Source organism: Streptomyces sp. NPDC002574 (genome assembly GCF_042889545.1).
Taxonomy (GTDB): Bacteria; Actinomycetota; Actinomycetes; order Streptomycetales; family Streptomycetaceae; genus Actinacidiphila.
The window spans coordinates 59,052-84,056 of record NZ_JBIARB010000013.1 but is presented as its reverse complement, the minus strand read 5'-3'; the positions used below and the strand labels follow the sequence as shown (position 1 = coordinate 84,056).

19 protein-coding genes are annotated in these 25,005 nt (G+C 74.4%); 10 read left to right on the top strand and 9 right to left on the bottom strand.

The genetic code is table 11. From position 1 onward, the window contains the following. The first annotated feature begins 11 nt into the window (after nt 1-11). From ACFYXS_RS29400 to ACFYXS_RS29390, 3 genes are all read left to right on the top strand, one after another. The gene (locus ACFYXS_RS29400) at nt 12-836 is read left to right on the top strand and encodes a polysaccharide deacetylase family protein (protein ID WP_389253562.1); all 825 of its coding nucleotides are present in this window, start codon (nt 12-14) and stop codon (nt 834-836) included. Continuing rightward, a complete protein-coding gene (locus ACFYXS_RS29395) occupies nt 829-4,578 on the top strand; it encodes a lipopolysaccharide biosynthesis protein (RefSeq protein ID WP_389253560.1) in 3,750 nt (1,249 codons plus the stop codon). The genes ACFYXS_RS29400 and ACFYXS_RS29395 overlap by 8 nt, the downstream gene beginning before the upstream one ends. Nucleotides 4,579-4,660: 82 nt before the next feature. Beyond that, nucleotides 4,661-4,876 carry a hypothetical protein gene (locus tag ACFYXS_RS29390; protein ID WP_389253558.1) on the top strand — a complete coding sequence of 72 codons (216 nt, stop codon included), beginning with the start codon at nt 4,661-4,663 and terminating at the stop codon, nt 4,874-4,876. 15 nt (nt 4,877-4,891) lie between these two features. On the opposite strand, the gene ACFYXS_RS29385 is transcribed toward ACFYXS_RS29390, so the two are convergent. Next, nucleotides 4,892-6,319 (bottom strand): xylan 1,4-beta-xylosidase, encoded by a 1,428-nt coding sequence (locus ACFYXS_RS29385; protein ID WP_389253556.1) that lies wholly within the window; start codon nt 6,317-6,319, stop codon nt 4,892-4,894. Between the two features lie 122 nt (nt 6,320-6,441). On the opposite strand from ACFYXS_RS29385, the gene ACFYXS_RS29380 reads away from it, so the two are divergent. Further along, nucleotides 6,442-7,554 carry a DUF5925 domain-containing protein gene (locus tag ACFYXS_RS29380; protein ID WP_389253554.1) on the top strand — a complete coding sequence of 371 codons (1,113 nt, stop codon included), beginning with the start codon at nt 6,442-6,444 and terminating at the stop codon, nt 7,552-7,554. Nucleotides 7,555-8,049: 495 nt separating this feature from the next. Here ACFYXS_RS29380 and ACFYXS_RS29375 read toward each other — a convergent pair whose 3' ends face one another. The 3 genes from ACFYXS_RS29375 to ACFYXS_RS29365 form a co-directional block, all read right to left on the bottom strand. Continuing rightward, nucleotides 8,050-8,424, bottom strand: coding sequence for a GntR family transcriptional regulator (locus ACFYXS_RS29375; RefSeq protein WP_389253552.1), 375 nt, complete (start codon nt 8,422-8,424; stop codon nt 8,050-8,052). After that, nucleotides 8,421-9,584 (bottom strand): methyltransferase domain-containing protein, encoded by a 1,164-nt coding sequence (locus tag ACFYXS_RS29370; protein ID WP_389253550.1) that lies wholly within the window; start codon nt 9,582-9,584, stop codon nt 8,421-8,423. The genes ACFYXS_RS29375 and ACFYXS_RS29370 overlap by 4 nt, the downstream gene beginning before the upstream one ends. 971 nt (nt 9,585-10,555) lie before the next feature. Then, nucleotides 10,556-12,106 carry a carboxyl transferase domain-containing protein gene (locus ACFYXS_RS29365; protein ID WP_389253548.1) on the bottom strand — a complete coding sequence of 517 codons (1,551 nt, stop codon included), beginning with the start codon at nt 12,104-12,106 and terminating at the stop codon, nt 10,556-10,558. A gap of 150 nt (nt 12,107-12,256) precedes the next feature. On the opposite strand from ACFYXS_RS29365, the gene ACFYXS_RS29360 reads away from it, so the two are divergent. Next, entirely contained in the window at nt 12,257-12,571 is a 315-nt protein-coding gene (locus tag ACFYXS_RS29360) for a hypothetical protein (protein WP_389253546.1), read from the top strand. A gap of 81 nt (nt 12,572-12,652) precedes the next feature. Further along, nucleotides 12,653-13,387 (top strand): DUF2637 domain-containing protein, encoded by a 735-nt coding sequence (locus ACFYXS_RS29355; RefSeq protein WP_389253544.1) that lies wholly within the window; start codon nt 12,653-12,655, stop codon nt 13,385-13,387. Between the two features lie 108 nt (nt 13,388-13,495). Here ACFYXS_RS29355 and ACFYXS_RS29350 read toward each other — a convergent pair whose 3' ends face one another. From ACFYXS_RS29350 to ACFYXS_RS29340, 3 genes are all read right to left on the bottom strand, one after another. Further along, on the bottom strand, nt 13,496-14,389 hold the full coding sequence (locus ACFYXS_RS29350) for an esterase/lipase family protein (RefSeq protein WP_389253542.1): 894 nt from the start codon (nt 14,387-14,389) through the stop codon (nt 13,496-13,498). A 179-nt stretch (nt 14,390-14,568) separates the two neighbouring features. Beyond that, the gene (locus ACFYXS_RS29345; RefSeq protein ID WP_389253540.1) at nt 14,569-15,585 is read right to left on the bottom strand and encodes a hypothetical protein; all 1,017 of its coding nucleotides are present in this window, start codon (nt 15,583-15,585) and stop codon (nt 14,569-14,571) included. Beyond that, the gene (locus ACFYXS_RS29340) at nt 15,582-19,052 is read right to left on the bottom strand and encodes a DNA polymerase III subunit alpha (protein ID WP_389253538.1); all 3,471 of its coding nucleotides are present in this window, start codon (nt 19,050-19,052) and stop codon (nt 15,582-15,584) included. The genes ACFYXS_RS29345 and ACFYXS_RS29340 overlap by 4 nt, the downstream gene beginning before the upstream one ends. 182 nt (nt 19,053-19,234) lie before the next feature. Between ACFYXS_RS29340 and ACFYXS_RS29335 the strand changes: the two genes are divergently transcribed. Further along, nucleotides 19,235-20,116 (top strand): nuclease, encoded by an 882-nt coding sequence (locus ACFYXS_RS29335; RefSeq protein WP_389253535.1) that lies wholly within the window; start codon nt 19,235-19,237, stop codon nt 20,114-20,116. On the opposite strand, the gene ACFYXS_RS29330 is transcribed toward ACFYXS_RS29335, so the two are convergent. Beyond that, nucleotides 20,103-21,365, bottom strand: coding sequence for an amidase (locus ACFYXS_RS29330; protein ID WP_389253533.1), 1,263 nt, complete (start codon nt 21,363-21,365; stop codon nt 20,103-20,105). The genes ACFYXS_RS29335 and ACFYXS_RS29330 overlap by 14 nt on opposite strands. A 93-nt stretch (nt 21,366-21,458) precedes the next feature. Here ACFYXS_RS29330 and ACFYXS_RS29325 point away from each other — a divergent pair, with 93 nt between their 5' ends. Both ACFYXS_RS29325 and ACFYXS_RS29320 read left to right on the top strand, forming a co-directional pair. After that, nucleotides 21,459-22,235, top strand: a complete 777-nt coding sequence (locus ACFYXS_RS29325; protein WP_389253531.1) for a TIGR04222 domain-containing membrane protein — start codon at nt 21,459-21,461, stop codon at nt 22,233-22,235. A gap of 172 nt (nt 22,236-22,407) precedes the next feature. Continuing rightward, a complete protein-coding gene (locus tag ACFYXS_RS29320) occupies nt 22,408-22,713 on the top strand; it encodes a hypothetical protein (RefSeq protein ID WP_389253528.1) in 306 nt (101 codons plus the stop codon). Between the two features lie 100 nt (nt 22,714-22,813). Here ACFYXS_RS29320 and ACFYXS_RS29315 read toward each other — a convergent pair whose 3' ends face one another. Next, nucleotides 22,814-23,926: a S1 family peptidase gene (locus ACFYXS_RS29315; RefSeq protein WP_389253526.1), complete on the bottom strand. Its 1,113-nt coding sequence runs from the start codon at nt 23,924-23,926 to the stop codon at nt 22,814-22,816. A gap of 150 nt (nt 23,927-24,076) precedes the next feature. Here ACFYXS_RS29315 and ACFYXS_RS29310 point away from each other — a divergent pair, with 150 nt between their 5' ends. After that, on the top strand, nt 24,077-24,919 hold the full coding sequence (locus tag ACFYXS_RS29310) for a GNAT family N-acetyltransferase (protein ID WP_389253524.1): 843 nt from the start codon (nt 24,077-24,079) through the stop codon (nt 24,917-24,919). Nucleotides 24,920-25,005 lie beyond the last annotated feature (86 nt).

Here is a 25,005-nt window from a genome sequence, read left to right as displayed (position 1 = left end):
GGTGCCCTCGTATGACCGAGACCGACGGACGGCGGGACGGCCCCGTGCCGATCCTGATGTACCACGCCGTCACCGACACGCCCGTGCGCGCCACCCGGGGGCTGTCCGTGACGCCCGCGGCCTTCGCCGCGCAGATGGCGCTGCTCGAGGAGCGCGGCTTCACCCCGCTCGGCACGACCGCGCTGGCGAACGCCTGGCGGGAGGGGCGGCCGCTGCCGCACCGCCCGGTGCTGATCACCTTCGACGACGGCTACGAGGGCGTGCACCGGCACGCCCTCCCCGTACTGAAGGGCCTCGGCTTCGTCTCCACGCTCTTCGTCTCCACGGGCTGGCTGCGCGGCGCGCACGAGATGCCGGGCGCGGCGCCGGACACCATGCTCGACTGGGACCAGGTGCGTGAACTGCGCGACGCCGGGACCGAGATCGGCGGCCACAGCCACAGCCATCCGCAGCTGGACCAACTCGGTGACGAGCGGCTCTGGTTCGAGCTGCTGCGCTGCAAGGAGATCCTGCGCGACGAACTGGGCGCGCCCCCGGTCTCCTTCGCCTACCCCTACGGCTACTCCACCCGCCGGGTGCGGCAGGCCGTGCGCACGGCGGGCTTCGGCTCCGCGCTCGCCGTGGGCAACGCCCTCGCCGACCCGCGGCGGCAGAACCCCTATGCGCTGGCCCGGGTGACCGTCCGCCGCAGCACGGGGATCGAGGAGTTCGGGCGACTGGTCGAAGGGCGCGCCGTCGCCCGCAATTTCGCGGCGGACCGGGTCCTGACCCAGGGGTACTCCCTGGTGCGCAGAGCCCGCCGGGGTGTGCGGAAGGTGCGCGAGAGCGGTGTCTGAGACGACCACGACGTCCACCACGCCCACGACGCCCGGGGAACCGGCCCCGGGAACGGCGCCCGGCACCGCGGCGGCCGGCGATCCCGGCACCGCGTCCGGCACCGCCAAGCGCGGCGGGAACCAGCTGTTCCGCAACGCCTACGCGCTGATGCTCAACACCGGTGTCTCCGCGGTCCTCGGCCTGGGCTACTGGCTGGTCGCGGCCCGCTACTACAGCGAGGACGCGGTCGGCCAGGGCTCGGCGGCCATCGCCGCCATGAAGTTCCTGGCGGGCCTGACCGCGGTGACCCTCACCGGGGCGCTCGCGCGCTTCATCCCGGTCTCCGGCCGGCGCACCGGACGCCTGATCTTCGGTACGTACGCCGGGAGTTCGGCGATCGTGGCCTTCGCGGCGGCGGTCTTCCTGCTCACCCTGGACTTCTGGGGCCCCTCGTACCGCTTCCTGCACGGCACGGTCAACGGCCTCGGCTTCATCGCGGCGGTCGTCGGCTGGTCGCTGCTGACCCTGCAGGACGGGGTGCTGACCGGGCTGCGCAAGGCGGTGTGGGTGCCGGTCGGCAACACCGTCTTCTCGGCGGCGAAACTGGCGCTGCTGGTGGGCATCGCGGCGGCGGTGCCGACGGCCGGTGTGTTCGTGTCCTGGGTCGCGGCCATCGGCCTGTCGGTGGTGCCGCTGGGCTGGCTCGTCTTCCGCCGGTTGGCGCCCCGGCACGCCAAGGCCACACCGGAGAGCGCCGAACCGCCGACGGCCCGGCAGATGGGCCGCTTCGTCGCCGGTGACGCCACCGGCTCGTTCTTCGCGCTCGCCGTGGTGTACCTCGTCCCGGTCATCGTCGCCTCGCAGATCTCCTCCACCGACAACGCGTACTTCTACATCACCATGACCATCGGCGGCACGATCGACCTGCTGGCGATCAACATGGGGTCCTCGCTGACCGTCGAGGGCGCCCACGACCCGGGCCGGATCGCCGAGAACTGCCGGGCGGCGCTGCGCCGGATGGCCAAGATCATGGTGCCGATCACGCTCTTCATGGGCGTCCTCGCACCGCAGATCCTCGGCGTCTTCGGCGACGGTTACGCGCAGGAGGGCGCGCCGCTGCTGCGGCTGCTGGCGCTGTGCTCCCTGACCCGGGTGCTGATCGAGGTCTACTTCGGCATCCTGCGGGCGCAGAGCCGCACCGGGCTGCTGGCCGTCCTCCAGGGGCTGCTGTGCCTGCTGGTACTGGGTCTCACCCTCGCGCTGCTGGGTCCGCTGGGCATCACCGGGGCCGGGTGGGCCGAGCTGGGCAGCCTGCTGGTGATCGCGGTGATCGCCGTCTTCGGACTGCGGCGGCTGGTCACCGCGCCCGCGGCCGCCCCGCAGCCGGCCACCGCACCGGCGGCGGAGGCGCACGAGGCGTACGGGGCGAGCACCGCCGAACCGGCGGCCGAGCAGACGGCCGCGGCGGGCGAGGACCTGGAGATCGTCTACGGCACCCGCTGGGCGCGGGCCGCCGCGCTGGACAGCGACACCCTCCAGCTCGGCGTCCACCTGGACTTCGACCACCCCGAACGGCGCCCCTACGTGACACCGCCGCAGGGGACCGCGATCCCCGGGCTTCCCGCGCCGCGCGCGGAGAAGTCCCTGACTCCCGCGACGACATCCGCGACACCGGACCCGGCACCCGAGCCACCTGCGCAGAACCCGGCGGGACCACCGGCGGAATCAGCGGCGGAAGCGCCGGCACCGCCCGAAGCGCCCACCGGCCGCCGGTCCCGGCTGCTCGAACTCGGCGTCTGGGGACTGCTGTTGGGCGCGCTGGCACTGTACTGGCTGCCGCTGAGCAGCATGGACGACGCCTCGCTCGACGCGATGAACGGCCTCGGCCTGATCTCCGTCCTCCCTCCGGCGACCCTGGCCGGGGCGGCCCTGCTGGTGGTGGCCTTCGCGGCCGGCCTCTGGCTGCGCGCGCCACGCCGGTGGCTGCTGCTGGCGATCCTGCTGGCGACGGTGGTCTCCCTGCACGGCGTGCCCGCGGTACTGGAGGAGCAGCCGCGGTTCGCGACCGCCTGGCAGCACGCGGGATTCATCGACTACATCGGCCGCACCGGGGACGCCGCGCCCGACATGGACGCCCGCTTCTCCTGGCCCGGCTTCTTCGCCGCGGTCACCTTCGTCACCCGCGCCATCGGGCTCACCGACCTCACCGAGGTGCTGCGCTGGTGGCCGCTGGCCGTGGAACTGCTCTACCTCGCACCGCTGATGCTGCTGCTGCGCGCGGTGCGCGCCGGATGGCGGGCGAAGTGGTGCGCGGTGTGGATGTTCGCGCTGTGCGGCTGGGTGGGGCAGGACTACTTCTCCCCGCAGTCCCTCAACTACCTGATCTACCTGCTCTTCGCGGCCGTGCTCCTGGTCTGGTTCCGGGCCCCGGGGGCGCCGCGCGGCAAGCTGCTGCCGGGCGAGGCCGAGGTGCCCCCGACGGGCCGGACCGACCGGGCGGTGCTGCTGGCCCTGCTGGTGGCGCTGTTCGCCGCGTCGGTGGTGAGCCACCAGCTCACCCCCTTCGTGATGCTGGGCGTGCTGGCCGTGCTCGTGCTCGTCCGGCGGTCGACGCCGCTCGGGCTGCCGCTGCTGTGCGGCGTGCTGCTGATCGGCTGGATCTGCTATCTGGCCGAGCCGTACTGGTCGGGCCACTTCGACGAGCTGTTCGGCGGCGTGGGCTCGCTCGGCGGCAATGTGTCCTCCAGCGTCTCCGGGCGCATCGAGGGCGGCAGCACGGTGCACAAGCTGGTGCTGTACGTACGGATCGCCCTGGCCGGCGGCGTCATGGTGCTCGCTGCCGCCGGCTGGCTGCGCCGCCGCTGGGCCGGGATCAACGACCTGGCGCTGCTGGTGCTGCTGGTCGTGCCGTTCCTCGGCTTCGGCATGCAGTCCTACGGCGGCGAGATGGCCCTGCGCGTGTTCCTGTTCGCCCTGCCCGGCGCCGCCGTGCTGGGCGCGCTCGCCTTCTTCCCGCGCTCCTCGTCGGACCGCGGGTGGCGCGGGCCGGCCGCGGCGCTGCTGGCCGGCTGGGTGCTGATGGCCGGCTTCCTGGTGGCGCGCTGGGGCAACGAGCCGTTCGAGCGGGTCCGCACCGGCGAGGTCGCGGCCATGGAATACGTGTACGCGCACGACAAGCCGACCGCCCGCCTGGTGTGGCTCAGCACCGACCCGGTGAACGACGTGACACCGAGCCTGCCGTGGAACGCCCGGGACATGGAGCGGGTGACGTATGTGCCGGTCCTCGCCCCGCGCGACCCGGTGCTGGTCGATCCGCTGGTCAAGGCGCTCCAGGACGCGGGACCGAACTCGTACCTCATGGTCTCGCGCGGCCAGGACTCCTATCTGCAGCTGGACGCCGGATTCTCCCGGACCTGGCCCGCCAAGCTGATGCGCTCCCTCGACGCGCGCACCGAGCTGCGGCCGGTGCTGCGCAACGAGGACGCGACCGTCTACGCACTGAGCGAGCAGCCCACCGACTGGACGGCGGCGCAACCGCGGCCCGGCCGGGTCTTCCCCGTGGTGACATGGAACACCTGGACGGCGGCCGGCGTGCTCACCGGCGTCTCGTTGCTGGTGCTGCTCGGCGCCCGCGAGCTGGTCCGGGTCACCGTGCCGGAGGCCAGGCGGCGGCGCGGCATGCGCTGGTCCCTGGTGGCGGCCGCGCCACTGCTGCTGGTGTTCCTGGCGGCGACGGCGATCCGTTTCCTCACCCTGAGCTGACCGGCTGCCTCCCCGCCCCGGGAACAGCCCCGGGAACACCGCGCCGCCACGCGGCGTTCCCGGGGCCAAGGAGGTGCGAGCAATGGCGCACGAGGAGAACGAGACGACCCCGCAGCCGCAGGCCACGACCGCGGCACCGGCACCGGACACGGCGGCGCAGGCCCGGCGGGCCCGCTTCGGCCGACTGCCGGAGCGCGTCCGGCCGCAGGACACGATCCCCGAGGTGCGGGCCACGGTCCACGACCCGGACCGCGACGCCTACAACCCGGACGAGTGGCTGGTCCGCAACGTCGTCTGACGCCCGCCGCGGCCGCTACCGGCCGCGGGCGAGCCAGCGCACCCCGTAGCCGGGCAGGTCGAAGGAGCGGCCGTCCACCGTCGCCCGGATCGGGCGGCCGAGGACGTTGACGACGAGCACCGCCTTGTCGTCCGCGAGCACCCGGACATTGGGCCGGTCGTCCTGCGCGACGGACACCGTGCGAAAGCGCGTGCCCGGCGGGAAGGCGGCGGCGAAGCGGCGCAGGAGGTCCATCATGGGCAGCTGCTCGCCACCGCCGGAGGACAGCTCGGTGCTGGTCCACAGGCATCCCGGGCACGACTTCCCGCGCTCCTGCGGATTCCAGTAGAACGCCGCGTCCGCTCCGCCGCGGGCCAGCTCCATCATGGCGGCGGCCTGCACGGCGGTGCGGTGCCGTTCGTCCCAGCCGGTCGGCTTCCCGTCCGGTTCGACGTACCACTCGGCCCACCACAGGGGCAGGCCGCCGCTGCGCTGCTTGAGCCAGCGGCCGACGGCGGCGAACTTCTCGGTGGCGGCGAACTCGTCGGGGACCAGGGAGTCGTCGCGGTTGGTGCTGGAGCCGTCGGCGACGAGGAAGTCCGCGCCGGCCTTGTGGCGCAGCCAGTAGTCGACGGCGTCGAGGGCCCTCCGGTCGGCCGCGCCCCAGGGGCCCTTGAGGGTGCCGGAGGCGTCGCCGTTGCCGTCGTCACCGGGGGCGAAGCTGTCCATCACGAGGTAGGGGCCGCCGACGAGATTGTCCTGATCCACCTTCTTCAGCGCCCGGTACACCCGGTTGTACAGGTCGGTGTAGCCCTCGTAGTCCCAGCGCTGCCCGCCGTCGTTCCAGAAGCCCTTGAACTCGTTCCAGACGATGAAGTGCCGCACGTCCGGGTAGCGGCGGGCGACGGTGGCGGCGAGGGCCGCGAAGTCGTCGAAGTGGTCGGGGGTGGGGGCGACCTCCAGCCGGGACCAGTCGGTCCCGGCGCCCGGCGCGCCGCCCTTCATCCAGTCGGGGGCGCAGCACAGCGTGATCACGGGGGTGCCGCCGCTGGCCCGGATGAGGTCGATGCGGTCGTCGAGTTCGCCGAAGTCGTACTTCCCCGGCGACGGTTCGGGGTTGTCGGCGCCCCAGCCCATGATCGCCTGGTCCTGGGGCAGCGACCGCTCGGAGAGCAGCCCGGCCGCCGCCCGCTTGGCCGGGCCCTCGCCGTGGTCCGCGCTGTACTCGGTGTGGGTCAGGCCGAACCCCAGCTCGGCGGAGGGTTTCCCGGTGGGTGTGCTGGACGGGCTGTGCACGCCGGCGCCCGACCCGGCGCTGCCGCGCCCGCCGTCGCCCGTACCGCCCCGTAGGTCGCACATCGTCAGCAGCAGCGCCAACGCGACCACACCGATCCCCAGAAGCGCGGTGATGCCTCGCCGCCCCGCCCCCGGTACTTTCGCACGAACGTCCCCATGGCGTCCCATCACCAGCCAGGGTAACCGCCGCGTTGCCCGGATCGGGCGGGTTTCACCGGGGGTTCAACGGGATTGCGCCGCTCCGCGAAAACCCTGTGCGCGTGCGGAGCCCGTGCCGGATCATGAGCGTCATGCCCGACGCAACGCCCCCGCATCGCGCCCTGTCCATCCGTCTCGGCATGAACGACGACGACTCGCCGTCCGACGCCATCGACGCCCTGTTCCTCAGCCGCTTCGTCACCGGCGAACAGCCTTACTCCCGCGGCTCCTCCGTGGAGCGCGTGAAGTCGGGGCTGACCCTGCTGCCGGCCGGGGCCGAGGTGCTGCGCGCAGCGCGCGACAAGGACCGCGGCGCCACCCTCGCCGAGGGAGAGGGCTGGACGATCCTGGTCTCCCGGTGGCACCACCGCGCGGACGTGACCGTGACCGCCGTCAGCGAGGAGCTCGCCCAGCGCGTGCTGGCCGAGGCCGTCGAGAACGCCGAGGACCAGCCGGAACCGCAGCCCGACGACGTCACCATGGGCTTCTGGTACGTGGCGCCGCGCCGCGGGCCGCACCGCATCACCCGTCAGATCAGCGCCGCGCCCTGGGACGACGTCCGGCACAACTACACCGCGCCGGTGGCCGAGGCCGTGGACGGGCTGATGAAGCTCACCCCGGACGACATCAGCGGCCGCCTGCTGCTCCTGCACGGACCGCCCGGCACCGGCAAGACCTCGGCGCTGCGCACGCTGGCCCGTTCGTGGCGGGACTGGTGCCAGGTGGACTGCGTGCTCGACCCCGAGGTGCTCTTCAACGACGTCGGCTACCTGATGGAGATCGCCATCGGCGAGGACGACTCCGAAGGGCCCGGCCGCTGGCGCCTGCTGCTCCTGGAGGACTGCGACGAGCTCATCCGCGGCCAGGCCAAGCACCAGACGGGCCAGGCACTCTCGCGGCTGCTCAACCTCACCGACGGGCTGCTCGGGCAGGGCCGCAACGTCCTGGTCGGCATCACCACCAACGAGGACCTGGAGCGGCTGCACCCGGCGGTGGTCCGTCCCGGGCGCTGCCTGGCCCGGATCGAGGTCGGGGCGCTGACCCGCGCCGAGGCCACCGACTGGCTCGGCACGTCCGAGGGCGTCGGCCGCGAGGGCGCCACCCTGGCGGAGCTGTACGCGCTGCGCCGCGGCGCGTCCTCCGGCGCCGGCCCCGTGCTCCCCACCCAGACCCCGGCCTCCTCCTCGGGCGGCCTCTACCTCTGACGGCGGTGGCGGAGCCTGCCTCCGGCGAGGCGAAGGCGAGGCGAGGGGGCGGATCCGGTCCCGCACCGGTGCCGAACTGCGGCGCGGCCGCCGCCCCCGGGCGCACCGCTGCTGGGACCACCTGTACGCGGCGCCCCTGTGGCCGCTGCACGGCGCGAACCTGGGCACGCTGCCGCGTACCTGCGACGCGGTCGGGGCGTGCCTGGTCGTCCCGCGTTTCCCCCGGGTGCCGGAGGCGCCGGCCCGCGGCAACAGGCTGCGGTGCCCTCCTTGCGTACCGACGAGGCCGTACGCCTGGCGGACCTGCCGGCCGCGCGGCGCAGCACCACGGTCGCCGTCCTGGGACACGAGCAGCACGACATCCCGCCGGAGGCGCTCGACCTGCTCGACCTCGCCGTCGAGATCCCGATGGTGGGGACGGGCGCCGGCCTCATGTCGCGGTCGCGGGCTCGCCGGCGCTCTGCACACTCGCCGGGCTGCTGTGAGCAGGACGCGCTACGCCCCGTACGCGGCCCGCAGCGCGTCCCGTACGGCGGCCTCGGCGGCACCGCGGTCCAGGCCGAGGCGGTGGGCGCGCTCGGCATAGGCGGACGCGGCGGCGGCCGCCTCCCGGTCCGCGGCGTCGCCCGCGGCCGCGACGAACGTACCGTTGCGGCCGCGGGTCTCGATCACGCCGTCCGACTCCAGGGCGCGGTACGCCTTGGCCACGGTGTTGGCGGCCAGGCCGAGGTCGTCGGCGAGTCCGCGCACCGTCGGCAGCCGGTAGCCGACCGGGAGGGCTCCGGAGCGGGCCTGGTCGGCGATCTGGGCGCGCAGTTGCTCGAACGGCGCGGCGGCCGCGTTCGGACGGATGACGATCTTCAGGCTCACTGCGGTTCGCTCTCCCGGCGGGGCACGGCACGGCTGTTTGTCGTGGCCATTGTGCTGCAGCCGCTCGGCGCCAGGGCGACGGCACGGCCGGGGGCGTCGGGGTCGTGGGCGATGGTGTCGCCGGGCTCGTGCAGGTGCAGCACGAACCGCTCGCCCGCGCGGTACCCGTCCAGGCCGGCCCTGCAGTACGCGACCACGTCGTCGGGCAGCGCGTCCAGCGGGAACCAGCCGAGCTCCGAGCACTTGTCGGGCTCGCGGTTGACCGGCTCCCGGCCGGTCCCGTCCGCGACGAAGAACCAGCCGATGCGGGCGTTCCCGCCGGGCGCGCGGTGCTGCATGACCAGCGCGACCGAGACGTCCTCGGGGCCCAGCGCGACGCCCACCTCCTCGTACGCCTCGCGGATCACCGCCTCCCGGACGTCCTCGCCGTCCTCGACGTGGCCGGACGGCGCGTGCAACAGGCCGTCGGCGTAACCGGTGTTGACGCGGCGGGCGAGCAGCACACGGTCGCCGCGCCGCAGGATCAGGTGGACGTCGACGATCTCGCTGTGGCGCCGGGGCGGTGCCGGCCGCACCACGGCCGCGTAGCGCTCGTCCCGCACCGGGCGGCCCCACAGCGCGGTGTCGTGGGCGAGTTGCTCGATCTCCGTGTGGGCGGCCAACGGGCGTACAAGGGTTGCGAGTTCGGCCGCCGTGATGCCCATCGGCTCCGCCTCGCCCCAGCACCCCTCGACCAGCACGATGCGCCCGCCGCGCCGCAGCAGCCCCGCCCAGCGGCGCAGCGCCGCCGCGGGGTCGGGCAGCGCCCAGAGCATGTGCCGCACCAGCACCACGTCGAACCGCCCCGCCGCCACGGGCGGCTGCGTCGCGTCGCCGACGACCACCCGCGCGCCGGTCCCCGCCAGCTTCGCCCTGGCCAGGGCCACCATGCGCGGCGACCGGTCCACCCCGGTCACCCGGTGGCCCCGCTCCGTCGCCAGCGCCGCGAGACTGCCCGTCCCGCACCCCAGGTCCAGCACGTCCGCCGGCGTGTCCGGCAGCCACCCCCGCAGCCGCCCCGCCCACGCCTCCCGCACCGCGGGCTCACGCAGCCCGTGGTCCGGCTCCTCGTCGAAACGGTCCGCCGCGGCGTCCCAGTACTCCCCGCTCTTTTCGTCCACCCGCCGATCCTGCCATCCCCCACTGACACCGCCCCGGGGCGTCGACTGCGCTGTCGCGCCAGTCCGTGCGGAGGCAGCCACTTCGGGCCTCCCGCCGATCCTGCGGGCCGGTCGGGCGTGCGCCGTCACAGCGTCCACCAGCAATAAAGGCGCAGGTCCGTGGCGTGACCCCGATGCCGTCGCCGCCTAGAGTCGTGGCGGACGAGTTCAGCCCGCGCGCCATCGGCCGACGAGTGGGCCTGGCCGGCAACACAGTTCGCCGACTGGTCGGTGTGAAGGAACCCGGATGAGCTGCTGGTCGGCCGCTGAAGTGGACGCACCGGCATCCTCGACCCCTGCAAGCCCTACCTCCACCAGCGGTTCACCCAGGGCCCTGGAATCGCCCGGCGGCCACACGCCGGGGCAGGCCGGTGACGGCGCCGAGCACGACGGCTCGACATGGGGCTCGGGTCAGTGCCGGCCGGGGCCTTGACTGTCGAGACAGTCGATCAGTGCGGCCTCATTGCGGCGCAACTGGTCACGGTCACCGGCAGGGAGCGAGGCAAGAGCATCGACCAGAACCCGCTTGCGAGGAACGTGGACCATGTTGCCCGTGTAGATCCGGCACCCCGAGCACCAGACAAACCCGATGCAGCGCTCGAAGCTGGAGGACTCGGGCGGATGGAAGCGGTACTGGTAGGAACGGACGGGCTCGTGGCACACGAGGCAGATCCAGCGGTCACCGTCGGCGACGTACCAGCCGTATCCCCACTTGCGCCAGGACTTCCTTCCGGTTGGTGCTCTTCAAGTCGTCATGCGCACATTCTGCCTTGGGGGCGGCGTTCACGGGGACACCCGATCGCGTGTGCACCCGCCGCGACTCGGGCGAGATCCCCAAGCGCCGCCGACTCACGCGCCGCACACACCTGCGATGGGGCCACCTTCGCCCCCCATCACGGGACCGTGCGGCGCGGTCCCGCGCCCCCGCGGGGTCAGCGCAGGCCGAGGGTGCGGTAGCGGGCGCGGCGGGCGGCGAGGCGTTCGGGGCGGGGCAGGGTGCGGAGACCCGCGAGTTCGGCGCCGAGGATCGCGCCGAGGCGGGCGAGGAAGGCCTCGGGGGCGTCCGCGGCATCCTGCGCATCCTCGGCACGCCCCGCGCCGGAGGCCTCCTCGACGACACGGTCGACGATGCCGCGCGCGAGCAGGTCGGCGGAGCGCACTCCCTGCCGGGCGGCGACCTCGTCGGCCCGTTCGGTCGTCCGGTACAGGATGGCGGAGGCGCCCTCGGGCGGCAGGGGGGACAGCCATGCGTGGCGGGCGGCCAGCACGCGGTCCGCGGGCAGGAGCGCGAGGGCGCCGCCGCCGGCGCCTTGGCCGAGGAGCAGGCAGAGCGTGGGCGAGGGAAGGGTCACCAGGTCCGCGAGGGAGCGGGCGATCTCGCCGGCGAGGCCGCCCTCCTCGGCCTCCCGGGAGAGCGCGGCACCCGCCGTGTCGACGACGGAGAGCAGGGGCAGGTCCAGCTCGGCCGCGATGCGCATGCCGCGGCGTGCCATCCGCAGCCCGGCGGGGCCGAGGGCGGGGGGCCGTCCGTCGTCGGCCTCGTGCCGGTCGTGGCCGAGGACGACGCACGGGGTGCCGCCGATCCGGGCGAGCGCGAGCAGGAGTCCGGGGTCCCGCTCCCCCGCGCCGGTGCCGCTGAGCAGGGTCACGTCCTGGCCGGCCACCGCCAACAGGGCTCGCAGTCCCGGCCGTTCGGGCCGCCGCGAGCGGCGGATCGACTCCGCCGCCGGTACGTCCGCGGCGGTGGCGTCCCGCGGGCCGGCGGGCGCCGCGGGGGCGGCGTCGCCGCACAGCACCGCCAGCGCCCGCGCCGTCGCCCCGGCGAGCCGCGCGAGCGGCAGGACGGCGTCCACGATGCCGTGGGCCAGCAGGTTCTCCGCGACCTGCACCCCGGGCGGGAACGGCTCGCCGTACAGGGCCTCGTGCACCCGGGGGCCCAGGAATCCGATGAGCGCTCCGGGTTCCGCGGTGGTGACGTGACCGAGCGAGCCCCAGGAGGCGAGGACCCCGCCCGTGGTGGGGTGGCGCAGGTGGACCAGGTAGGGCAGTCCCGCCGCCTTGTGGTCGGTGATGGCCGCGGCGACCTTCACCATCTGGAGGAACGCGATGGTGCCCTCCTGCATGCGCGTCCCGCCGGACGCCGGTGAGGCCAGCAGCGGCAGCCGTTCGCGGGTGGCCCGCTCGATCGCCCGGACCAGCCTCTCCCCGGCGGCCACGCCGATCGACCCGCCGAGGAAACCGAACTCGCCCGCGACGACGGCCACCCGGCGGCCGCGCACGTCGCCCTCGCCGGTGACCACCGACTCGTCGAGTCCGGTCCGGGCGCGGGCCCTGGCGAGGTCGGCCCGGTACTCCTCGCCGTCGAGGTACGGGGGCAGCGGGGGTGGTGGGGACCGAGGGGGGTCCCAGCCGCGCCAGGTTCCGGGGTCGACGACGGCGTCGACGAGCTGCTGGGAGCCGGGGCGGCGGGGCGGTTCGGTCATGGGGACACCCTGCCATCCCCCGGATGCGTTGGCCCGCAGGTCAACATGCCGTTGTGGGGCGGCACTCGGGGCGGGCGCGAGCGCCGGCAGGCGCGCCGGGGTCACTCGTGTGGCCCACGTCCATCGGGTGCCGGCCATCGTTGTGGGGATGTGGCTACAGTCAATCCCCAGAGCGCGCCTGAGGCGTCGTCCGGGAGCGCGACCCCCCGGACCGTCCCGGCGTCCGTCCGCCGCACGCACCCCCCGCGCACCTCGCCCGGCTTCCCCCTCGGGGAGTGGGTCTTCATCCCGCGGACCGAGCACTTCCTCGGCAGTTCCTCCGACGCCTACATCGAGCGCGGTGACGAGCGGGTCCCCCTCGTCCACTGCTCCTCGGAGCTGGAGCAGTTCACGAGGGAGATGGCCGGGATCGAGGGGGACTTCACCCGTCGCTGCTCCGGCATCGACCCGGCGGCGCCGTACTGAGGGGCCGCCCCCTCCCCCTCCCCCTTTCCCGTGTCCCCCGCTCCCGATACCTCCACGCCCGGCCCCGACAGGAATGCCTTCATGCCGCCTTTGCAGGACCGTTTCCGCCCTGAGAATGATCTGCCGTACGAGGATCATCTCCACGGTCCCACCATTTACAGCCCCCGCCAGTCCGCCGACGACACGTCGGGGCACGGGATCTTCTCCGCCCCGGACTTCGACGTCCTCAACGGGGCGTGGGCGTCCGAGGAGGAATTGGCGCAGCTGCTCGACCAGTCCGGGGCGGAGGAGGAGGACGTCTTCCAGCACGCCCCGGACACCGCGACGCACGAGCTCCCCCTCACGCGGCGCCGGCACCGCAAGATCCGCCGGGCCGCGCTGCGGCGCCGGCTGACGCGGACCCAGACGCTCAGCTTCGTCGCCGCCGCGCTGGCGGCGACCATCGTGGCCATGGTGAGCGTGCTCGGCGGGATGATCGCGCACGACCCGCTGCGGAACATCGCCTCCGCCGACGGGTCCTCGGGCCTGGCCGACTGGTGGCCGCTGCTGGTGTACGGCCCGTGGATGGTGGCCTCACTGTCGATCCTGCGCGCCGCCCTGCACCAGCGCCGCGCCCCGCACTCATGGGCGGTCGTACTGCTCTTCTCGGCGTTCGCCATCCTCTTCTGCATCGCCTGCGCGCCCAGGACGATCACCAACTGGACCGTCGCGGCCCTCCCCGCCATCGCGGCCCTGTCCTGCTTCCACCAGCTGGTCCGGCAGATCACCCTCACCAGGCCGCCGCGGCGCACCCCGCGCAGCCGCCGGCACTCCTGAGCCGGACGACGGACAGCGGACAGCGGACGGCTGTCGACGAACGCCGTCCGCGTACGACAGGGACTGCTTCCGGTCCCGCCGGGACCGGAAGCAGCGGCACGGGGGCGATCAGCTGAAGACGTCCGTGCAGTCGGTCCGGGTGGCGTGCGCCGGGTCGAGGGCGTTGGCCGTCTCGTGGAAGACGATGCGGTCGGTCAGCCCGATGAGGACGTGCTCGGACAGGTCGAGCGAGCACAGGTCCTGGAGCACCACGTTGTGGACGTCGGGGCCCGACAGGAACTGTGAGGTGTACGGCGTGACGACCTCGTCGTACCGGGTCGAGATCACCGTGTAGTGGACGCCGGGAAGGGTGTCGCCGCCGGCGTTCAGCTTGGCCAGGAAGGCCGATCCGGCCATCTGGTCCGTGAGGCCCTGGGGCAGGAGGCCGTCGATGGCGTCGGCCGCCCCGGGGAAGTAGGGCAGCAGGTTGAGCAGTCCGTTCAGGTCGGTGCCGTGGTTGTCGGCGCCGATCCCGACGAGCGCGTTGACCTTGGCGGCGCCGCCCAGGAACTTCATGTAGTACCGCGGCATCATGCCGCCCTGGGAGTGCCCGACGATGTCGACCTTGGCCGCACCGGTGGCCGTGAGGACCCGGTCGACGTAGTCGGAGAGCTGCTGGGACGACGCGGCGATGGGACCGAGCCCGTAGAAGACCGGGACGCCGGGCAGTTGGCCGTAGTCGAGGGAGTAGACGCAGTAGCCCCGCGCGACGAGGTACGGGGCGAGGCCGAGCCAGTTGTCGATGGAGTTGCCGAAGGTGCCGTGCACCAGGACGACCGGGCGCGGGTGGGCGGCGGAGGGCTTGCAGGACCAGTTGTTCCAGCCACTGCTGGGGGCGGAGGCGGCGGCTTGGCCGGGGGCGGCGGTGGCCGTGCCGGCCAGGGCGGGCGTGACGGTGAGGGCTGCGGCGAGGGTGAGGGCGGAGAGGAGCCGGAGCGCTGTTGTCCGTCTGAAGTGCAGCATCGAGCGATCTCCTCGCAGGTGGGGGAAAGAGCAGGGGGGACCGTTCCCTGACGCCCTGTGATCCGGATCACAAGATTGCTGAGCTTCCGTCAATTTACGCACGGGTAACAAAAACCGGCCAGCTACTGGTCGGTAAAGAATGTGTCACACTGCCTTCATGGGCCTGTGATAGAGGAGCGCTACGAAGCCTTGCGGAACGTGGCGGCCGGGCGCACCGCGCCGGAGCCGAACCGGGCGTTCACCCGGTCCACGGCCGCCTCCGCCGTCAGGTGCGACGCGCGCATCGGGTCCAGCGAGAGCTGCTGGGCCACCCGCTCGGCACCGGTGAGGTCCTCCGCGCGCAGCCCGATGCCGGCCAGACGCGCCCGCTGCAGACCGGCCGAGTCCATCAACCGGTAGGCCAGGGTCCGCAGATCCTCGTCGTGCGCGGACGGCTCCGGGAGCCGCCGGGTCTTCTCCCAGCGCGCGCCGCCGGTGAACCGCAGGGTCAGGGACAAGGACCTGGCGACCTGCCGGCGACCGCGCAGCATCGCCCCCAGCCGCACCACCAGGTCGAGGAGCTCGGCCCGGGCGGCCGGCCCGTCGAGCTCGTGCCGGGTGAAACGGTGCGTCACACCGGCCGACGGCGGCAGGTCCTCGGGGGAGACGGGACGGGGGTCCGTGCCGCGCGCCCGCTCCGCGGCCAGCCGGCCCGCGCGCCGGCCCAGGATCCGTTCGACGACGCCCGGCGGAATCGCGGCGACCGCCCCGATGGTGTGCAGCCCGTACGTGCGCAGTGCCTCGGCCTGTTGGGGGCCGATGCCGTGCAGTGCCTCGACCGGCAGCGGCGCCAGGAAGGTGTCCGCCGCGCCCTCGGGCACGATCAGGATCCCGCCCGGTCCCGCCACGCGGTCCGAGGCCGTCGCCGCCACCGCCCAGGTCTCCGCGACCCCGATCCGCAGGTCCGTGCCCAGCCGGGCCATCGCGCGCAGCCGCACCAGCCACGCGATCCGCTCGGCGTCCGCGCCGAAGTACCGCTGCGCGCCCCGCGCCTGCACCAGCGCCGCCCGGGGCGGAACGGCCTGGACGACGGGCGAGAACTCGCGCAGCAGGTCCAGCACCGCCCGGTAGCCCTCCTCGGGCAGGGCAGGGGCGCAGCGCACGTGCAGGATGCTCGCCGCGCCATCGGGCCGCCGCCCGGAATCGCCGTACGTCATCGTCCCGCGCTCCCCGGGCTGGAGTGCCAGAGCTTGCGGCCGGTGGGGGCGCCCTCGCCGGCGGGGCGCAGATCGGCCCAGGGGTGCATCTCGTAGCCGGTGGACATCCGGACCCGGCGGCCGTCGGGCGGCGGGACGGGGAGGACCACGGGCTCGTCCGGGGTCTCTCCCGGGGTCTCGGCCAGCCGGGCCGCGACCGCCTCCAGGCCGCCCTGCCGGCGCAGTTCGACGAGTTCGGCGAGGTTCCAGGCGGCGGAGCCGACGACGGACAGGCTCTGCGGGCCGCGGCGCTGGACCACCCCGCGGACCAGCAGCAGCCAGGAGTGGAAGACGGTGTGCGCGCAGGCCTCGTGGCTGTCGTCGAAGAAGGCGAGGTCGACCAGGCCGGTGCCGTCGTCGAGGGTGGTGAAGATGACCCGGCGCCCGGAACGGATGGGCGGGGTCTGGGTGGCCGCCTTGGCGCCGGCCACCAGGACGGTCTCGCCGTGCCGCACCTCGCGCAGCCGCTTCGCCGGGATCGCGCCCAGTTCCCCCAGGAAGGCGAGGTGGTCCTCCATCAGGTGCCGGGAGGTGTCCATGCCGAGCACGCCGAGCTCCGCGCCGAGCCGTTCGGCCGCGTCCATGTCGGGCAGCCCGGCCGGCGGGGAGGCCGCCGCCTCTCCCCCGGTGAGGGCGAGCTGCCCGTCGTACGCGGAGGCGCGGCCCTGCCGGTGCAGCTCGGCGACCTGGAGCAGCAGGTCGCGGCGGTTGCCGCCGAACGCGTCCAGCGCGCCGACCTGCACCAGCCGTTCGGCCACGGCCCGGCCGGGGCGGGCGCGTTCCCACAGGTCCTGGAGCGAGGTGTAGGGCTGCCCGGCGGTGATCCGGGCGACCTCGGCCTCGCTGATGCCGTGCACCTCCGACAGTGCGAGCCGCAGCCCCCACACCCCGGCGCCACCCCCTTCATCGGACACCAGTTCGATTCGATAGGCCGCGCCCGACCGGCTGACGTCCAGCGGCAGCACCGGCACCCCGCGCCGCCGGGCGTCCGCGAGCAGCAGCCGCTTGGGGTACATGCCCGGGTCGTGGGTGAGCACCCCGGCGTAGAAGGCCGCCGGGTGGTGCGCCTTGAGCCAGGCCGACTGGTAGGTGGGCACGGCGAAGGCGACGGCGTGCGCCTTGCAGAAGCCGTACGCGCCGAAGGCCGAGACGATCTCCCAGGTGTGCCGGACGACCTCGCGGGGGTAACCGCGCTCCCGCGCCCGGGCCGCGAACCAGGCCCGCACCCGGCCCTGCCGTGCCTCGTCCGACAGCGCCCGCCGGGCCTCGTCGGCGAACCCCCGGTCGCAACCGGTCATGACCCGCATGATCTCGATCAACTGCTCGTGGAAGACGACGACTCCGTAGGTCTCGCTCAGCACGTCCTCCAGGTCGGGATGCGGGTAGTGGACGGGCTTGCGCCCGTGCCGGGCGTCGATGAAGGGCCGCACCATGTCGGCGGCGACCGGGCCCGGGCGGAAGAGCGAGATGTCCACGACCAGGTCGTGGAAGGTGCTGGGCTGCAGCCTCCCCACCAGGTCGCGCTGGCCGGGCGACTCGATCTGGAAGCAGCCCAGCGTCTCGGCGGAGCGGATCAGTTCGTAGGTGGCCGGGTCGCCCGGCGGGACCTGCGCCGGGTCGTCCAGGTCGATCCGCCCGCCGCCGGTGCGCTCCACCTCGTCCAGGGCGTGCGCCATCGCGGACTGCATCCGCACCCCGAGCACGTCGAGTTTGAGCAGCCCGAGGTCCTCCACGTCGTCCTTGTCGAACTGCGACATCGGGAAGCCCTCGCCGCTGGTCGGCATCACCGGCGTGCGGTCCAGCAGCCCGGCGTCCGACAGCAGCACCCCGCACGGGTGCATGGCGACCCCGCGCGGCAGCGCGTCCAGCGCCTCGACCAGCTCCCACAGCCGGCCGTGGTCCTCCCCCGCCACCTGCCGCAGCTCGGGCAGTTCGGCGAGCGCGGCCCGCGCGTCGCGCGCCCGGATGTGCGGGAAGGCCTTGGCCAGCCGGTCGGTCTGCTCCGGTTCCAGCCCCAGGGCGGCGCCCACGTCGCGGACGGCGTGCCGGACCCGGTAGGTCTCGGGCATGGCGACGGTGGCGACCCGCTCGCTGCCGAACCGGTCCAGGATGCGCCGGTAGACCTCCAGCCGGCGGGCGGACTCCACGTCGATGTCGATGTCGGGCAGGGAGGCGCGCCGCCCGGACAGGAAGCGCTCCATGAGCAGGTCGTGGTCGACGGGGTCGGCGGCCGCGATGCCCAGCAGGTGGTTGACGAGTGAGCCCGCGCCGGAGCCGCGCGCGGCGACCCGGATGCCCATCTCCCGTACGTCGGCCACCACTTGGCCGACGGTGAGGAAGTAAGAGGCGAAGCCGAGCTGCTCGATGATCCGCAGTTCGTCCTCCAGCCGCGTCCAGTACCGCTGTTCGCGGTCGTGCCCGGTGCGGACCATCCCGGCGGCGCAGCGCGAGCGCAGCACGCGGTCGGCGGTGCGGGCACCGGCCCCCACCGTCTCCGGCTCGGGGAAGTGGACCTGCCCGATCCCCAGGTCGTCCGCGGGGTCGACGGCGCAGGCCGCGGCGGTCTCCTCGGTGGTGCGCAGCAGCCGGTGCGCGTCCGAGCGGTGGAAGCCGGCCGCCTCCACGATCCGCTCGGCGGTGCGCGCCATGTCCCCCGCGTCCTTCAGCCAGCGCTCGCCGCCGTCCAGGCTCTCCGGCTTGCGGATGTCGACGGGCACGAGCCGGCGCGCCGAGTCCAGCACGTCGGCCACTTCCCCCTGCCCGGGGTCGGCGTAGCGGACGGCGTTGGTCAGCACGGAGGTCACCCCCTGCTCGGCGGCGAAGCCGACGATGCGCGCGGCCAGCCGCAGCGAGCCCGGTCCGGTGCCGGTGCGGCCGTGGTGGGCGGCCTCCAGGCGCAGCGCGTCCCCGTACGCCGCGCGCCAGGGGCGCAGCAGTTTCGCGGCCCGGTCGGGGCGGCCGGCGGCGAGCGCCCGGCCGACCTCGGAGTCCGCGCCCAGCAGCACGAACACCCCCTCCTGTCCCAGATCCTCCCAGCCCAGCCCCGCGTCCCCGGCATGGGCGGCGCTGATCAGCCGGCACAGCGCGGCCCAGCCGCGCCGGTCCCGGGCGAGGAAGACCGCCCGGTCGGTGGCCTCCGGGACGAAGGAGCCGCCGCGCACCGGGGTGCGCCGCCGGCCGCCGGACGGCTGGGCGGCCTGCCCGTCGTACGCCGCGGGCACCGCGAGCGAGGCGCCGAACAGCGGCCGCACCCCTGACCGCGCGCAGGCCTTGGCGAAGCGCACCACGCCGGCCACGGTGTCCCGGTCGGTCAGTGCCAGCGCGTCCATGCCCCGCTCGGCGGCGCGCTCGGCCAGCCGCTCGGGGTGCGAGGCCCCGTACCGCAGCGAGAAGCCGGAGACGGTGTGCAGATGCGTGAATCCCGGCATACGCACCTCCGACCGCTCACGTCTCCCCCCTTTCGGACCCTCCGGTACCCACCATAGACCACTTCTCGAACACACGTACGAAGACATGCCGGAGACGTGCCGGATCCCTGTCCTCCGGCACCCTCCGCGTGGTTTCCTGCACACGACGTCACTGCCGGCGCGCACCCGAGGGGGAAGTCGCCATGCCGATGCTGCTGGTCAAAGGGTCCTTCCGGATAACCGGCACCGAGCCGGACGGCGACACCGTGGGCTTTGTGCCCACCCGCCACCCGGACTGGAACCGCGTCCCCGGAGCGGCGCGGCTCGACCTCACCAACTCCTGCCGGGGCAAGCTGCGCCTGGACGCCGTCGACGCCCTGGAGACCCACTACGGACCGACCTCGGCCCCGGCCCACCAGCCGCTGCCCTTCGCCCACGCGGCCCGGGACGAACTGCTGACCTGGCTGGGGTTCACCGACGTGCGGCGCGCGCCGGACAGCGAGCGGGTCGTCTCCGCCGCCCCCGAGAGCGTGCCCGGGTGGATCCTGACCGGCGGCGTCGACGTGCACGGCCGCTGCGTCGCGCTGGCCGGGCGCGGCCCGCTGCCGGAGGGCACCCGCAGCGGCCAGGAGGTGACGGTCGGCGTGCCGCTGCTGCGCCGGACCGTCAACCACCACCTGATCGCGCAGGGGCTGGTCTACCCGACCTTCTACAGCGACCTCTTCGAGGACCTGCGCGAGGAACTGGCCGCGGTCACCCGGCAGGCCAGGACCGCGGGGACGGGACTGTGGCCGCAGGACGTGAGCACCGCGGGGGCGAAGGTCACCGGGCTCTCCTCGCTCACCGACGAGGCGGTGGTCGTCCCCAAGCTCTTCCGGCGCCTCTTCGACCACCTCGCGTCCGGCGAGTTCTCCCCCGGCTCCTTCCGCGCCTTCCTCGCGGGGGCGGCCGACACGTACCGGATCGTGTCCTCGGACACGCCGCGCGCGCAGGTGCGCGGGCTGCACCACGTCGTCGAGGTCACGGACGACGGCACCGTGCGGATGACCCGGCCGATCGAGGACCTGGTCTTCACCGAGGCATGACGACCGGGGCCAGCTCCGCCGCCCAGCGCAGCAGTTCCTCGTCCTCGCCGGGACGCCCGACGACCTGCAGCCCCAGCGGCAGGCCGTTGCCGGCGTACCCGGCGGGCAGACTCACCGCGGGGAAGCCCGCGTTGCTCCACGGCAGGCACATCACCGAGTCGCCGGTGCTGTCCAGGCCGAACGGGGCCGGGCCGGTGGCGGGCGGCGCCAGCCACGCGTCGATCCGCTCCATCGCGTCCAGCAGACGGGCCCGGACGGCCCGGCGCTCGCGCACGGCCCGCTCGTAGTCGTCGCGGGCGATGGCCTGCCCCTCGCGGATGGCGGCGACGGTCTGCTCGCGGTAGAGGTGGCCGTGGCGGGGGAACCACTCGGCGTGGGTGCGGGCCACCTCGTAGCGGTTCATGGTGAACAACTGCCGTACGACCGCCTCGAACTCCCCGGGGCCGTCCATCACCGGCACCTCGCGCACGGTCCAGCCCGCCGCCGCCAGCCGGGCGGTCTGCGCGGCGAAGGCCGCCCGCGCCTCCGCGCCGGCCCGGTCCAGGTACGGCCCGGCCGGGACGCCGAGCACCGGACGCCGGGCGGTCCCCGGCTCCGCCTCCGGCTCCAATCCCCGTTCGGCCGACGGCGGTTCCCGCCAGTCGTCGCACAGCACGGACGCGCCGAGCGCCGCACCCGCGACATCGGCGGCGAGCACGCCGACCGTGTCGAAGCTCGGGGCGTTGGCGATCACCCCGTCCACCGGGATCCGCCCGAAGGTGGGCTTGAAGCCCACCACCCCGCAGAAGGCCGCGGGTCGGATCACCGAGCCCACGGTCTGCGTGCCGACGGCCAGCGGCACCATGCCCGCGGCCACGGCCGCCGCCGATCCGCTGCTCGAACCACCCGGCGTGTGCGCGGTGTTGTGCGGGTTGCGGGTCGGCCCCGGCGCGGTCACCGCGAACTCGGCCGTCACCGTCTTCCCCGCGATCAGCGCCCCCGCCGCCCGCAGCCGGTCCACCAGCGGCGCCTGCGGTCCCGCCAGCACCTCCGCCGGCACCCGCGACCCGGCACGGGTCTGCGTCCCGTCGCACCGCACGATGTCCTTGACGCCCACCACGACCCCGGACAGCGCGCCCGGCGGCGCCGCGGCCGCCTCCGCCGCGAGCCGGCCCCGCCGGTCGGGCTCGGGCACGAACGCCCTCACCCGGGCGTCGAGCCGGTCGATACGACCACACACCACTGCCACGCGATCCACCGGGTCCGTCACGGCGGTTCACGCTACGCCCCAACCTCTGGCCTTGCTCAAGCGGGGCGTCACGCCGAGCGCCACCGGGCACACCGCCTCCAGGGGGTGGTGGGAATGTCCTGGCTCGCATGGACATGTTCCGCGGCCGCGGTGGGACTGCTCGCCGCGGCGGCCGTACTGCTGCGCGCGCCGCGCGCTTCACTCGATGAGGTGACGGATCCGTACGAGGCGGCGTATCTGCGCGACGGTCCGCGCGGCGCGGCCACCGTGGCCCTGCTCGCGCTCCATCTGCGCGGCACCGTGGACGCCGGGCCGCACGGCACTGCCCGTATCTCCGGGGCGATGGCCGGGCTGTCGCACCCGCTGCAACTGGCGGTCTACAAGGCGCTGTACCGGCCCTCGGGCGTGAACGGAGTCGCCGCGTCCCGCTCCGTGCGGCGGGAGACCGACGCCCTGCGGGAACGGCTGGCCGGCGCCGGGCTGGTCCGCCGCGGCCGGGGGCTGCGCGTAGCCCGCGCGCTGGCGTGCGCCGTCGCGGTGGTGGCGGCGGTCGCGCTGGTGGGCGCGGCGGCCTGGGGGCCGGTGCTCCGGGTGGCGGTCCCCGCCGCACTGGTGGCCGGGGCCTGCGCCGTGTGGGCGGTCCCGTGGCGCACCGGTGCCGGCCGCCGCACGCTGCGGCGGACCCGCGGGCGCTTCCCCCTCACCGGGTCCCGGTCGCTGTCGCCCGAGTCCGCCCTGCTCGCCGCCGCCCTCCACGGTGCGCCGGCGCTGCTCGCCGCCGCCCCGCACTTCACCCGGGACAGCGGTCTGCTGGCCGGCCGCGACCGTACGGACAGCCTCTACGTCTCCCGTTCCGGGACGTCCGGCGGCGGCCCCGGCTGCGGAGCGTGAGGGTACGCGCCGCCCGGCGCGTCCCAAACCCCGCGGCAGTGCGAGATGGGTCACGTCCGGACGTCACGCGCGTATCCGTTCGCCCCGCGCGTCAACACCCGTCACGCCCCGGGTGCCCGAAGACCCCGAAGGGGTTGCGAAGGCAAGGGGACGGCACGGTTTACTGACCGCCATGACGGCGACCGACACCACGCTCAGACCCGCGGCGCACCCCGGCCGGCTGCGCATGCTGAACCACTTGCGCCGCCTCGCGGCAGCGGGCCTCGTGGAGCCGCCGTGCGCATGGCACCGGGCGACCGATGCCGGGGGCGCCGGGCCCACCGCGAACGCCGAGGACGCCGAGATCTGGGACGACTTCCCGCACCGGCTCGCGGCGCTGCTGGTCGGACTGCACGAGGACGCGCGGGCCCCCCGCAGGCCGGCACCGCGGACCGTGCACGTCGGCGCCACCGTGATGGCCTTCCCGCTCAACCGCTGAACCCCCGCGGGATCCCCGCGCGACCGGGCCCCGGGACCTGTCGCCGAGGTCCCGGGGCCCGCGCGCACCGCGTGCGCGTCGGCGCGGCACGTCGGCCGGGTCAGCCGAGTTCCGCGCCCACCGCGGCCAGAGCCGTGGTGACCGGCTGGAAGAACGTCTCGCCACCCGCCTCGCAGTCCCCGCTGCCGCCGGACGTGAGTCCGATCGCGCTCCCGTCGCGGGTGAACAGCGAGCCTCCGCTGTCCCCCGGCTCCGCGCAGACGTCGGTCTGGATGAGTCCGGTGACGGTGCCCTCCGGGTAGTTGACCGTGGCGTCGAGGCCGAGGACGGTGCCGTTGTGCAGGCCGGTGGTGCTGCCCGTGCGGAACACCTCCTGGCCCACCGCCGCGTCCGCCGCCCCGTTGATCGGCAGGGCCTGGCCGTTGCCGAGGTCGACCTCGCTGGGCGCGTCGGCGTTCGGGTCGTCGTACGTCACGAGGGCGAAGTCGCCGTTGCCGGGGAAGGTCGCGTCCGTCACCGTGGCGACGGGGGCACCGCCCTGCGTGTCGGACCAGGTGGGGAAGGCGACTCCGCAGTGGCCGGCGGTCAGGAAGGCCGGGGCGCCGTCCTTGACGACGTTGAAGCCGAGCGAACAGCGCGCGCCGTCGGCGAAGATCGCGTCACCGCCGGCCACGAAGGGCGTGATCCGGCCCGCGGACCTCTCGATCCGGGCCATGCCGCCGCCGAGCGAGCGCACGGTGGCCTGGAGCGTGTCCCACTTCTCGCCGGTGACGGTGCGGTCCGCGGTGACCAGGATCTGGTTGGTCCTCGGGTCGACCGCCCAGGCGGTGCCCGGAATGGTGGCGTTCTGCTTCAACGTGCCTGCCGCGCCGGTCAGTTCGTCGGTGGTGTTGCGGACCTGGCGGGGCACGGCGCCGGCCTGCCGGGCCTGGCGGACGGCCTCGGTGTCGTTCCCGGCGACGTTGACCACGAGCCGCCCGGCGGCCGGGTCCCAGTAGGCGCCCGCTATCGACGAGCCGAACTCCGAGCTGAGCCGGGAGGCCACGTCCGCCGCCGAACGGGCAGTGAGGGCCTGCGGCGGCGCGGCGTCCGCCGGCGGCGCCGGGGACTGCGACGCGTTGGCGTTCGGCAGCAGGACCGCGGCCGCGGCGACCGCCGCGACACCGGCCGCGACCAGCGCGATCTTCCGTTTCGGTAGGTGTTTGTGCTTCAACTCATGACCTCCTGTGGGGGGATACGGGGTCCGGTCGTCGACAGCGGAGGGGGCGGCGCTGTGCCGCCTGTCATACGGCGCGCCGGCGCGATGCGTTCATGACGGGAAATTCGGTCGCCCTCGCCCCGGGGGTGTGGTGGACTCCGCCCGATGAGCACTTCCGAACCCTCCGCGACGGCGCTGGAGTACCGCGCCGCGTACGACGCGCAGCTGCGCGCCCGCATCCCCGACGGCTTCTCCCGGCACGCCACGGTGGAACGGGTCGGCCCCCTGCTGCGCAAGACCTACCGCCACGGCGAGGCGGGCTTCCTCGACTACCGCGACCTCGGCGGCCTGGACGGGCCGGAGCTGGACGCCCTGATCACCGGGGAGCGGGACCACTTCGCCGGCCTCAATACGGCGGTCGAGTGGAAGTACCACGGGCACGACCTGCCCCCGGGGCTGCCCGGGCGCCTGACCGCGGCCGGCTTCGTGCCCGACGAGTCCGAGACGGTGCTGGTGGGCGAGGCCGCGGCACTGGCCGGTGAGCCGCGGCCGCCGGAGGGCGTGACACTGCGCGAGGTCACCTCACGCGCGGACTTCGAGCGCATCCGCGCCATGGAGGAGGAGATCTGGGGCGTCAGCCACGACTGGCTGCCGGACATGCTGGAGAGCGAGGCGGCCGGGCCGGGCGACCCGTGCGTGGTGGTCGTCGCCGAAAGCGGGGACACCGTGGTCTGCGCGGGCTGGGCCCGCTTCCACCAGGGGACGGACTTCGTGTCGCTGTGGGGCGGCTCGACGCTGCCGCAGTGGCGCGGGCGCGGCGTCTACCGGGCGACGGTGGCACACCGGGCCCGGCTGGCGGTGGCCGCGGGCCACCGATTCGTCGAGGTGGACGCCTCGGCGGACAGCGCTCCCGTCCTGCGGCGGCTGGGTCTGGTGGCGGTCACCACGACCGTCCCGTACGTCTGGAGCCCGGACGCGGGAACGGCGACCGGCCCCGGTCCCGCCTGAGGCCCCTGGCGCCGAACGACATCGGGCCGCGGCCCGGGCAACGCGAAAGGTGCGACCGCCCGGTTCCGGCGGCCGCACTTGTCCTG